The sequence below is a fragment of the Nostoc sp. 'Peltigera membranacea cyanobiont' 213 genome (genome assembly GCF_002245975.1).
Taxonomy (GTDB): Bacteria; Cyanobacteriota; Cyanobacteriia; order Cyanobacteriales; family Nostocaceae; genus Nostoc.
The window spans coordinates 29,334-41,351 of the sequence record NZ_NOLI01000031.1 but is presented as its reverse complement, the minus strand read 5'-3'; the positions used below and the strand labels follow the sequence as shown (position 1 = coordinate 41,351).

General features: G+C 38.8%; 10 protein-coding genes. 9 read left to right on the top strand and 1 reads right to left on the bottom strand.

Features of this window, described 5'->3' with window-relative positions:
- Positions 1-73 precede the first annotated feature (73 nt).
- From CDG77_RS11485 to CDG77_RS11475, 3 genes are all read left to right on the top strand, one after another.
- A complete protein-coding gene (locus CDG77_RS11485; RefSeq protein WP_094329503.1) occupies positions 74-2,491 on the top strand; it encodes a CHASE2 domain-containing protein in 2,418 nt (805 codons plus the stop codon).
- Positions 2,488-3,219, top strand: coding sequence for a DUF928 domain-containing protein (locus CDG77_RS11480; protein WP_094329502.1), 732 nt, complete (start codon positions 2,488-2,490; stop codon positions 3,217-3,219). The genes CDG77_RS11485 and CDG77_RS11480 overlap by 4 nt, the downstream gene beginning before the upstream one ends.
- 94 nt (positions 3,220-3,313) lie before the next feature.
- Complete coding sequence (locus tag CDG77_RS11475; RefSeq protein WP_190233957.1) at positions 3,314-3,679, top strand: tetratricopeptide repeat protein; 366 nt, start codon at positions 3,314-3,316, stop codon at positions 3,677-3,679.
- Here the strand turns inward: CDG77_RS11475 and CDG77_RS11470 are convergent.
- Positions 3,665-4,746, bottom strand: a protein-coding gene (locus CDG77_RS11470; protein ID WP_094329501.1) for an IS630 family transposase whose coding sequence is annotated in 2 segments (ribosomal slippage) — positions 3,665-4,272 and positions 4,272-4,746 — 1,083 coding nt in all. Because the reading frame shifts where the segments join, the coding sequence is not laid out codon by codon here. The two genes, CDG77_RS11475 and CDG77_RS11470, sit on opposite strands and share 15 nt — an antisense overlap.
- A gap of 100 nt (positions 4,747-4,846) precedes the next feature.
- Between CDG77_RS11470 and CDG77_RS36440 the strand changes: the two genes are divergently transcribed.
- The 6 genes from CDG77_RS36440 (at position 4,847) to CDG77_RS11455 (ending at position 11,883) form a co-directional block, all read left to right on the top strand.
- On the top strand, positions 4,847-4,984 hold the full coding sequence (locus CDG77_RS36440; RefSeq protein WP_190233956.1) for a hypothetical protein: 138 nt from the start codon (positions 4,847-4,849) through the stop codon (positions 4,982-4,984).
- 209 nt (positions 4,985-5,193) lie between these two features.
- Entirely contained in the window at positions 5,194-6,594 is a 1,401-nt protein-coding gene (locus CDG77_RS11465; RefSeq protein WP_094329500.1) for a CHAT domain-containing protein, read from the top strand.
- Between the two features lie 153 nt (positions 6,595-6,747).
- Positions 6,748-7,605: a tetratricopeptide repeat protein gene (locus CDG77_RS37520; RefSeq protein WP_223269788.1), complete on the top strand. Its 858-nt coding sequence runs from the start codon at positions 6,748-6,750 to the stop codon at positions 7,603-7,605.
- Positions 7,606-7,623: 18 nt separating this feature from the next.
- Positions 7,624-7,833: a tetratricopeptide repeat protein gene (locus CDG77_RS37515; RefSeq protein WP_223269790.1), complete on the top strand. Its 210-nt coding sequence runs from the start codon at positions 7,624-7,626 to the stop codon at positions 7,831-7,833.
- 39 nt (positions 7,834-7,872) lie between these two features.
- Entirely contained in the window at positions 7,873-9,597 is a 1,725-nt protein-coding gene (locus tag CDG77_RS37510) for a CHAT domain-containing protein (protein WP_223269787.1), read from the top strand.
- Positions 9,598-9,714: 117 nt separating this feature from the next.
- Positions 9,715-11,883, top strand: a complete 2,169-nt coding sequence (locus CDG77_RS11455) for a S8 family serine peptidase (RefSeq protein ID WP_094329499.1) — start codon at positions 9,715-9,717, stop codon at positions 11,881-11,883.
- Positions 11,884-12,018: the final 135 nt, after the last annotated feature.

The window sequence follows — 12,018 nt, the reverse complement described above, 5'->3', positions numbered from 1 at the left end:
CGCAGAGGCGCAAAGAGGGAATGGAAAGGGTTTACAGTGTATTTTATCGGTGTTTATTGGCGGTTAATTAATTATGACTGCTTCTAATTTTAATTTAAAAGTTCAACAATTCGATCAACTTTGTGCATTTGAACTATCTTGGGGTAAGGGTCAGCAACTTGGTGTGACACTCGCCTATCCTGATGACCTGAATTTCAAATATCAAGAATGGCAGCGAATTTATTTACGTTTTTATAACACAAAATTGCGAGGAAAAGTAGCAGAAATAGGCAGTTTTACTGCACCACCTGTTGATTGGCATTCCCAACTAGTCCAGGCAGAAGCACAACTTTTATCGGAATTTCATCACTGGTTACGCAGTGCAGAATTACATGAAATTCGTGCAAAAATTGCTCAATCAACTAGAAATGACGCTTATCCTAATGTTGATGTTTTTCTCACTTGCAATCCTTTAGATTTAGCACGATTACCTTGGGAGGCTTGGGAAATTGGCACTGAATTTAGTTCATCATCTAGTAAGATTAGGATTGTTCGTACACCAATAAATAGGCGAGAAACTACTTCTTATCCTAATGTTCGCTGTTCTGGTAAAGCCAGAGTTTTAGTAATCCTTGGTGATGAAACTGGTTTAGACTTTCAAGCAGAAAAGCAGGCTATGATTTTTTTAAAATCAGTGGCGACAGTAGAATTTATTGGTTGGCAACCTCAAGAAAGTATCCCAGAATTAAAAACTAATATTGTCCAGGCGATCGCCTCAGCGCCAGGATGGGATATTTTATTATTTGCAGGTCACAGTAATGAAACTAATTTGACTGGGGGAGAAATAGCGATCGCTCCCAATACAGCTTTATCAATTAGTGAAATAGCACAGCCATTAATTATTGCTAAACAAAGAGGATTGCAGTTTGCTCTTTTCAATTCTTGTAATGGTCTAAGCATTGCTAATAAACTGATTGATTTAGGTTTAAGTCAAGTAGCCGTCATGCGCGAACCTGTTCACAATCAAGTCGCTGGCGAATTTTTATTAGAATTTATCAAAGCTTTATCTGAATATCAAGATGTCCAAGAATCGTTAATTACTGCTGCTCAACATCTTAAACTAGAAAACTATCTGACTTATCCGAGTGCTTATTTAATCCCTTCTTTATTTTGCCATCCAGAAGCAACCTTATTTCGTCTTCAAGCTTCTGGTGTCAAGCGATTTATCCAATATTGGCAACCTAGCCGCAAAGAAGCGATCGCACTGACAATTTTATTATTAATGAGTTTACTATTACCAGTACAAACTTTCTTATTACAGTGGCGTGTATGGGTACAAGCTATCTATCGTGACGCAACAAATCAATCTATCACCTCAACAAATCCGCCACCAGTATTATTAGTAAAAATTGATGAGGATTCTATTGTCAAAGCTAAAATACCCGATCCTAAACCAATTGATTATCAGTATTTGGCAAGTTTAATTAACCGACTCACAGCCGATAAAGCTAAAGTCATCGGTATTGATTATCTACTGTCTAGGCATCAACCACAAAGCGATCGCATTCTTGCTAAGTCTATTCAAACTGCTGTTAGTTCTCCCAATCATACATTGTTTGTGTTTGCAGCCACCCGGAATCAGAACAAGAAATTGTTACAACCATTGCCTGAAATTGCCAACTTTAACTGGAGTTTGGAAGGTGAAATTGAGTTTCGTCCTTGGTATGTACCATTATTACCTCATGATGATTTTCAAACTCAGCCTTGGAATTTTGCTAACTTACTAGTTCTGGGACAGCAATTACAGCAAATTCCTGATAGACCACAGCCAAAATTAGATAGTAAAACAGATTTTTTTCAACAAATTGGAGATTTTTTTCCAGGCAATTCCAAATCTCATCAAACTATTTTACAATCACCGCGATCGCGTCTCCAATTAATAACAGCTTTGAGTTACTGGCTGAATCAAATGTGGTTGCACCCAATCGCTGATTTTTCAATTCCACCCAATCAGATATACCATACTATCCCAGCTTGGAAAGTCCTAGAAAATCAAACTCCACCTCAAAACTTACAGCAGCAAGTTGTCATTATTATTCCTGGTGGATATGACGAAGCTGGTATTTCTCAAGATGGAGAAGATAATTTCGCAGATGTAAATTTACCACCAGCTATTAAATACTGGCAGCCTAACACTAATTTATTCACAGGTGGTGAGTATCATGCTTATATGATACATCATTTACTGAATCAGAGATTGGTTGTACCGATTCCTGATTTCTGGGTAACTGGTATAGCTCTATTATTAGGAAAAATACAGTATTTACAACAAAAAAATAGAAAATATCGTTGGCAATGGTTGTTGCTGATGACAATATTCACAGGGATTTATGGAATAATCAGTTTGCAGTTATACATTTCAATGACGGCGATACTTTTGCCTTGTTTCTTACCATCAATCGGCTTGTGGGTTTACTTTGTCCCTAATCTTTTATCAAGGAAAAAATCATGAATAAATTGCTGTTTCATACGTTATCACTATCAGTAATAGCTTTGAGTACTACACCTGTTTTATCAAATCAACCAATACCTACTCAACCAAAGCAACCACAGTCATTTATATCTTGGATTTCCCAAGCTATCTTTAAAAAAGAACCACCGATCCGACCACGCAAAGGTGGTTCTCGCCCAACTGTACGTAATCCTAATGATATCTGTATGATTTCTCCAGATAAACCAGAGACTACTAGAATTGTTTGGAGCGATCGCCCTTTATTTATTTGGCAAGGTCAAGTAAATAAAATAGTATTACTTAATAAAAATACTGGTAAAAAGTGGACTCAACCAGTAACTGAAACTCAAAATATTTCTACTTATACAGGAGATGAACCACTACAACCAGGGCAAACCTACGAATGGCGAGTGTTTTTTGAAGATAGTCTGTCTAAAGAAGAGTTGTCTAGTGGCGTTAATTTTCAGGTTATGGAGGCGCAACAAAGCGATCGCATTACCGCCGACTTACAGATTTTAGAAAAACAACTCAAAGCTGAAAATAAAGATACCGAAGCGATCGCTCTTGCCAAAGCCAAATACTTTGCCGAAAATCAGTTGTGGTCAGATGTATTACAGCAAGTATACTCTGTGCAATTCCGCTCAGATGAATTGCAAAAGACGATCAAAAATATCGATAAATTGTGTGACTTACCCAATTTAAGCGGTAATAATTCCCTAATTCGTTAGCAAATAGCTCTGATTCTGCATAATCTCTGAACACTCAGAGATATATATATAGCTGTGAGCAGCAATAAAACCTCTGTGATTAGGAGATACAAAAATGAAAGGTTTGAAATTAGCAGCAGCAATTCTAGTATTTGGAACACTGACTTGTACACCCAAATCTGAAGCTAAAAGCTTGTCCAATACTCAACAATTCATAGCACAAGTTCCTGACTCGGAAACTGAAAATCCGAATGATACCGAAACATACTTTAAACGGGGTTTTAAGCGGATAGAATCGAAAGATTATCGAGGAGCAATTGAAGATTTTAACCAAATCTTGAAGATTGAACCTAAAAATGCTTATGCCTACGTTGGTAGAGGATTAGGTAATTTTGGTTTGGATGAATATCAAGCAGCAAAGACAGATTTTGACAAAGCTATAGAAATTACTCCCGATATAGGACTCCTATTTGATTTTTGAAAAAACTCCGTACATCTGAAGAGTGGGGAAATCAAAGGTAGTGTGTCGAATAAACCACTCAAACATCCACTTCAAATGCGAGAATTTTGGGATCAAGGCACAGAAACGTCGAACCCATGTTTTAGCTTGCAACCAAATATCCTCGATAGGGTTTTGTTCTGGACAATTAGGAGCAAAGCGAACGCAGTGTATTTTCCATTGCTCGGCTGGTAGACCAAGATTTACCTCATCTAAGAAGCCTCGAACTTCGTTGGAACGGTGATAACTAGCGCCATCCCACAAAATTAGCAATCGCTGGTTGGGGGAGTGAGCTAGCAAATACTGTAGGTAATCAATAGTATTTTTAGAATTTCCGCTATCGTAGGCTTTTAGTAGCAATTCTCGTTCGAGATAGTCAACTGCTCCATAGTATGTCTGTTTATCTCGTTCGTTCACAACTGGAACTGCTATTTCTTGGTCAGTTTTCCCCCAAACATATCCACTTAAATCTCCCCATAGCAAATGGCATTCATCAAGCAGCAACACTCTCAATAAGCCTGTTTCAATTTCCTCTCGGTGGTTTGCCAGCAGTGTTGCAATCTCTTTTTTTTTGCTGCGACAGCATTCTCGTCGGCTTTGGGATTTAATTTTGTGGTTTTCTTCCAGCTAATTCCTGCTGCATCAAACAGGTCGTAGTAACTTTGCTTTGATTCATAAATTACGTCGTACTCAAAAGCTAATTTGTACTCTAGTTCACCTAGCTCCCAGCAGTTTTTAGTTTGCAGCCAACTCAATACTTCTTCTTGCTGTTGAGTACTCAGGTAGCTCTTTCTCCCTTTGTAGTTCAAGCACAGTCCATTAATTCCATCTTCCTCATAGGCTTGTTTCCAGCCTGTTATCGAGCCTAGAGACACATCTAAAATAGCTTGGATTTCTTCGTACAAGTAATCTTGGTAAACCAATTTGACTGCCAAAGCTTTTCTTGCCTCACGGGCATCACGACAAGCTGCTATAAAATCTTGTAACTCAGCGATCGCAGTTGCCACTCCTCCAGGTAGTGTTGCCGTTTGTAGATGCTGATTTATCATTGTCTGCTCTTACACTTGTAAACTCTTGCGTATTATCTCGTAATCTTTTTCAAAAATCAAATAGGAATCCTATATTCCCTATGCCTATTATTTCCGAGGTTTGACAAATTTTGCTTTAAAAGACAAACCAGGAGCGATCGCTGATTTACAGAAATCATTCACACTGTTTAAACAAGAAGGGAATCAGGAATTCGCCCAAAAAGCCACCGACGCAATTGAGAAGATACAGCAGAGTTAAACTCTATTGCATAATTATTACGACCTATGCAGCCAACCGGGTTTTGCAATTGTTTGTCCGTAAAATCCGGTTTTTATTGAAATATTCGCCCAATTTTTGCATATCCTTTAAAAGCTGAGAAATATATATCACTAAGTCAGCCTGCTGGAGTTTTTGCTTATAGACTATCGTCTGAAGTACCTCATCTTTCCTACTGTAGCGATTTTATTATGCATAAAAAATCAATTTATCAAATCACCTCAATTAGCCTAATTATTCTAGCAACTATCTCTTTGTCAAATCTAGCCAAACATCCCAAAGTTTTGGCACAAACAACATCTAAAAATTCAACTATATTAGAAACTAAAACATCAAGTTACCACCAGGTACAAAAAAACCTCATTTCTCAAAACAAATATCAAGCAGCCTTAGAAATTTCTGAACACAGCCGTAATCGAACATTAGTAAAATTATTAGTGCAGCAATTAACAATATCAGAAGTTAATCCGCCAAGTACCGAGCAAATTAAACAAGTAGCTAAACAACAAAATGCCACACTTGTGCAATATTCCATCATTAATGATGAAGTGATTATTGATGGTAAAAAACAAACTCAAGAATCAGAATTGTATATTTGGGTGATTAAACCCACAGGTGAAATAGCATTTCGTAGCGTTGACCTTAAACCCCTATGGCATAAAGAAAACACATCTTTAGCTGATTTAATTATAAAGAGCCGTCAGTCTATTGGTGTAGTAAGTAGCAATCTTAAAGGCGGCATTAAAGTGCCGGATCAAAATTTAACTAACTCTAACCAAAGACTACAGAAACTACATCAATTGTTAATTCAACCCATCGCAGACCTTTTACCAACTCAACCAGATGAACACATCATTTTTATTCCCCAAAGTGAATTATTTCTTGTACCTTTTGTAGCCTTGCAAAATGCCAAGGGTAAATATTTGATTGAGCAACATACTATTGCTACTGCACCATCAATTCAGGTATTGGATTTACTTTATCAGCGACAACAGCAAAATAAAGGTGTAGCTAAAAATGTTTTGGTAGTCGGAAATCCCACGATATCATCTCAGCCAGGGAAATCGCATCAGCTACTAGGTGCAGAACAAGAAGCAAAAGCGATCGCACATCTTTTTAACACTCAAGCACTCATAGGCGATACCGCAACCGAAACCGCAGTTGTACAACGAATGCCACAAGCAAAAATTATTCATCTAGCAACGACAGCATGTCCACACGATCGGCAAGGGTTAGCTTTGACACCATCTGCTAAAGATGATGGTTTGCTCACATCTGAAGAAATTCTCAACTTGAAATTAAAAGCAGAGTTAGTCGTGCTGAGTGCCAATGATACAGCACTAGGGAAAATCACTAATGATGGTGTAATTGGCTTATCACGCTCTTTCTTTTCGGCTGGAGTTTCCAGTGTTATTGGTTCTTTATGGGATATATCGGATCAACAGACAGCATTTTTAATGATAGAGTTTTATCAAAAACTCAGTAAAAACCCAGATAAAGCAGTTGCCTTGCGTTATGCAATGCTAGCAACGATGAAAAAATACCCAAATCCTCAATATTGGGCGGCTTTTACCCTGATTGGTGTGTTGTAGTTCTAGATAGGCTGGTAAATTATGAGCGATCGCCGCAGGTGGGGCATAGCCCATCGCACAAGCAGAATCATTTTAATCGCTTTGAGTGCTTTTTTGGTAACAATTGCACCTACCTGTACTCAGAATTTTTCCGGGGTTTTGTTTGCACCCCAGGTGTTAGCGCAAACATCTATACACCGTAAAGCTGAAGCAGATAAACTCTGGCTCAAAGGTACTGAGCAGTTTGATAACATTCGCTTTCAAGCAGCATTACAGTACTGGGAAAAAGCATTGTCTCTGTATCGTAAGAATAACGATCCTCAAAGCGAAGGGAGAATTTTAGGAACCTTAGGAATTGCTTATAGCTATTTAAATAATTACAACAAAGCTATTGAGCTTCTGCAAAAATCTTTACTTATTGCCCATAAAATTAAAGACCGCAAAGGTGAAAGTTTGGCTTTAGGATATTTAGGATTTAGTTATTCTTATTATTTATTTAATGATTACAAAAAAGCTATTAAATATCAAGAGCAAAGTTTAGCTATAGCAAGAGATATAAAATATTCTCAAGTTGAGGCTTGGAATCTAGAAAATTTAGGTAATATTTATTTTTATTATTGGCCAACAACATTAACAGATTTTAGAAATTTTCATTTGATTGATATAGAAAAAGCTCGTAACTATTATCGGCAAGCTTTGGTAATTGCTCAGAAAATAAATGATTACCAAGGGCAGGTATCTGCTTTGATGAATTTGTATAAATCTTCTCTGACTTTAGGTGATTATGCAATAGCAATTACATACAAACAAGATTATCTAGATTTAATAAAAAATCTCCAAAAACCTTTGGTACTTGATTTACTATCACCATTAAGAACATCACAAGCATTAGCTCGGACTACTGCTTATCGTAAAGCTGAAGCAGAGCGACTCATAGGAGAAGGATTTAATTTCTATCGAGATTTAATTTTTGAAGCAGTATTAGAATCTTGGCAGCAAGCTCTGGTTCTATACAGAGAAATCAAAGACTAGTACGGGGAAAGCAAGACTCTGCGATATTTAGGTATGTCATATATTGATTTAGGCGATTTTCCTGCTGCAATTAACTATTTTCAACAGAGTTTAATTATCGCCAGAAAAGCAAAAGATCATTACAATGAAAGTTTGAATTTGGGATTTTTAGGAATTGTATATATCAAACTGGGTGAACCAGTTAAAGCTATTGAATTTCTGAACAAGAGTCTAGTATTTAAAGAATAAATTAAAGATACTCGTCCAGATTTTTTTATATTAGATAATTTGGAAAACCCAGAATTATGGCTAATCATTAATTTGGGTAATGCTTATCTTTTAGAGGGCAACTATACTAAAGCTATTGACTACTATGAGCAAACTTTGAAAATAGCAAAAGCAACTCAAAACACTTATATGGAAGCAATGGCATTAGGTAATATAGGAAATCTTTATCTTCAAGAGAGTAATTATGAAAAAGCCATTGAGTATTTAGAAAAAAGTTCAGCAATTTTTCTAGAAAGATTTTTAACAGAGACGAATGGTATTCAAGAAAGAGGTACTGTTCTAACAAATCTAGGCAATGCTTATCGCAAATCTGGCAAGCTTGATGAAGCAGTCAAGGCTCTATATTACGCGATTGATACGTGGGAAAGTGTAAGGGAAAATTTAACAAATATCAATCAAGTGTCTGTTTTTGAGACACAGGCTGATGCATATCACCTTTTACAACAAGTTTTCATTGCACAGGAAAATTACGAAGATGCTTTAGAAACTGCTGAAAAAGGACGTGCTAGAGCTTTTATTGATTTACTCAATAAACGATTATCCCCTAGTCAAACAGAGCAATCGAAACTTCCAGCAGTGAATATTGAACAGATTAAACAAATTGCTAAAAACGAAAATGCAACCCTGGTTCAATATTCAATTATTACTGATGAATTTAAGGTTGATGGTAAATTGCAAACTCAAGAATCGGAACTATATATTTGGGTTATCAAACCCACAGGTGAAGTGAGTTTTCGCTCCTCTGATCTCAAACCCCTGTGGCAAAAGGAGAATACAACATTAGCAAAACTCGTTACCACGAGTCGTCAATCCATTGGTGTCAGAGGACGCGGTGCAATTGATGTGAGTTACAAACCTGATGCTCCCAAAGCAAAGCAAAGATTACAGCGATCGCATGAATTGCTCATCAAACCCATTGCAGATATCCTTCCCAGTAACCCCAATGACCGAGTTATCTTTATTCCTCAAGGTGAATTGTTTCTTGTTCCTTTCCCAGCCCTGCAATATGACCAAGATAAATACTTAATTGAAAAACACACTATCCTCACTGCACCATCAATTCAGGTATTGGATTTCACATCCAAGCAAAAACGACGTGTAGAGACATTAAGTGCCAAGTATTTAATTGTAGGTAATCCGACAATGCCGAAAGTAGAGTTGGAACCAGGAAAACCCCCTGAACAATTAAAAGATTTACCTTGGGCGGAAAAGGAAGCTAAAGATATTGCCTCAATCCTCAAAACGCAAGCCTTGACAGGTAAAAAAGCTAGCAAAACTGCAATTTTACACAAGATTTCCCAAGCCGGAATTATTCACTTTGCCACCCACGGTTTACTTGATGATAACCGGGGATTGGGAAGTGCGATCGCTCTTGCACCTTCTTCTCAAGATAACGGTTTACTAACCGCCGAAGAAATCCTCAATCTGAAGCTAAATGCAGATTTAGTCGTTCTCAGCGCTTGCGATACCGGACGCGGACGCATTACTGGTGATGGTGTTATCGGCTTATCTCGCTCTTTAATTAGCGCAGGTGTCCCCAGTGTAATTGTCTCCTTGTGGGCAGTTGATGATAATTCCACATCTTTTCTGATGACCGAGTTCTATAACAATCTGCAACAAAAGCTTGACAAAGCTACCGCATTAAGAGGAGCGATGCTGACAACAATGCAAAAATATCCTGAACCCTTAAATTGGGCTGCATTTACCTTGATTGGGGAATCTTGAACAATTTTGAGACGGGATAAATCGCCGTCTCTACAAAGATGGGGATTTATCAAAAAACTGAATTTTGCATATCTTCCCACCGACAAGAGATATATATTTGTAAATTTCTAAACACTTATGAAACGTATTACTTCTGGCATCTTACTCACTGGTTTTATTTGGTCTAGCTTGGGTCTGTTCTCTCTCCCACCAGAAGTTACCGCAGTTGCCCAAACCCAAAAGGATGGTGATTTATTTTACCTTTATAAAGGACAACATATTCCCCTAAACCAACGGCAAGATACGATCGCAGTTGCCTTTAAAAAAGTAGCAACCCGTGACTTAGCGGCTACCCCTCTATACCTCCAACTTCAAAAAGACCTCCAGAGTAATATTCGCGCCATTACTCCACCAAGGGTCAGTCCTTTGGGCGAGAACTATGCAGTGGTCAGTCTGCCAACGGGAACTAGGGATGTTGTGCAGCAGAGCATTCAACAACAACCTTATGTACAAACTACCCTACCCGTGCTGAGTCGCAGCCAACGCCAAGAAATTATCGTCATCCCCAACGAAATTATCATCAGCTTTGATGCTAAACTGACTGAGACTCAAAGACAGACAATTTTAGAGCAAAATAATTTAGCGATCGTTCGTCCATTGCGCTTTAACCGCGATCGCTATATAGTCAAATCCACTGTTGCTTCTGGTATAAAAATTCTCAGCACCGCTAATCAGCTAAACGAGGTCAAGGGAGTAACTTCTGCTGCACCCAACTTCATCCAATCCATTACTGACCAAAATCTCCAAACAGCGACCAAACAAATTGCTAATTTGAAGGCGGCTGGGGATTGGGGATTTGGAAAAATCTTACCCAGTTCCCAGCCCTCAGTATCAAGCCCTCAATCTACCAGAGCTATTTCCCCGAAAACCAACTTACTAGGATTGGCGTGGCATTTGGATAGCTTACCCCTCAAACAATGTCTGCAACAAGAAATATCTAGCTTAGAATCACTGCAAACTTGTCTGCAAAAACCAAATGCAGCGACAAAATCGACTATTTCTCGCACAGATATTCGGGTTACAGATGCCTGGAAACATAGCAACGGCGGACGCGGTGTAGTTGTCGCAGTCATAGACAGTTTAATTCAATGGGATCATCCCGATTTGGCAGATAGTTTGTATACAGTGAAAGCTGCTGATAAATGTCCAGGGGAAGTCCACGGTTGGGATTTCTCTACTGGCGGTGATAGCAGTGACCCCTGTAAAAACGGTGATGCCGATACTCGTGTAAACCCAGTAGAACTGGCTATTCTCGGCGCAAAATTTCAAGATACCTTCCAATTATCTGATGCCAAATTAGTTCAGCAATACTCCCAAGAAGCGCTGGAGATAAAGCAAAAAAACCCAGATTACTCTCTAGAGCAAATCGCTAATGTTTTACGTTATGTTTTTCGCACTTATAAAATCGGCGGGGAATTTCATGGCACTTTTGTGAGTGGAACCATTGCTGCTAAATCGCAAAATGGTGAAGGACTAGTAGGCGTGGCTCCCAATGCTCAAATTTTACCAGTGCGGGTGTTTGGGTTAAATGGTAGTTTTGTGCCTTCTGCATATATTGAAGCCATTGGCTATGCAGCCGATCGGGGTGCTGATATCATTAATCTTAGCCTGGGTGGTAGTTTGCCAACTCCGGGAGAAGAAGAAGCGATCGCTGATGTTCTTAAAGCCAATCCTAAACTAGTAATTGTGGCTGCTGCTGGCAACGAAAACTTTAACCAAGTATCTTTTCCTGCTGCTTACACAGGAGTAATTGCAGTTGGTGCAACTAATATTGTGGGTAATCGTGCGCCCTACAGTAACTACGGTAAAGGATTAGATGTAGTTGCACCCGGAGGCGACTTAGATACACCAGGATTATTGGGTGGAATTCTTGCCACAGGCGGTACTTGGCTGAATGCGTTCTGGCAAGGGATGCCGAATCCTGAATCTCGTTGGTCTTCTGTACTCGATCCTAAAGGAAAATACTGGTGGGTGCAGGGTACTTCCTTTTCTTCGCCAGCTGTAGCGGGGGTTGTGGCATTAATGAAAGGAGAAAATAAAGAAATTACCAGAAAACGCTTGGTCAGTATCCTGAAATCTACAGCCACTTATCAAGGGCTGAGTATGTCTGAGGAAGATACCAAATTATATGGTTCACTGCGAAGTAAAGGTGCAATGTCTTCCTCGGTTAAAGGTCAGCAGTACTTCTTTGGTAAGGGATTAGTTAACGCTGATGCGGCGGTGCAGGCGGCGAAAAAGAGACGATAAAGAACATGGTTAATGGTTTGTAGTAAGGACTTTAGTCCTTAAAAAATCAGGACTAAAGTCCCTACTATGAACTATTGATGAAAAAGGCGATCGCCTGATTCCCCAAAGAAAACAGCGTAGGCGCAGCCCGTCGTA

Excerpts from the sequence above, each read along its gene's own strand:
- CDG77_RS11475 (WP_190233957.1), top strand. The coding sequence starts at position 3,314 with ATGAAAGGTTTGAAATTAGCAGCAGCAATTCTAGTATTTGGAACACTG.
- CDG77_RS11485 (WP_094329503.1), top strand. The coding sequence starts at position 74 with ATGACTGCTTCTAATTTTAATTTAAAAGTTCAACAATTCGATCAACTT.
- CDG77_RS11480 (WP_094329502.1), top strand. The coding sequence starts at position 2,488 with ATGAATAAATTGCTGTTTCATACGTTATCACTATCAGTAATAGCTTTG.
- CDG77_RS11465 (WP_094329500.1), top strand. The coding sequence starts at position 5,194 with ATGCATAAAAAATCAATTTATCAAATCACCTCAATTAGCCTAATTATT.
- CDG77_RS11455 (WP_094329499.1), top strand. The coding sequence starts at position 9,715 with ATGAAACGTATTACTTCTGGCATCTTACTCACTGGTTTTATTTGGTCT.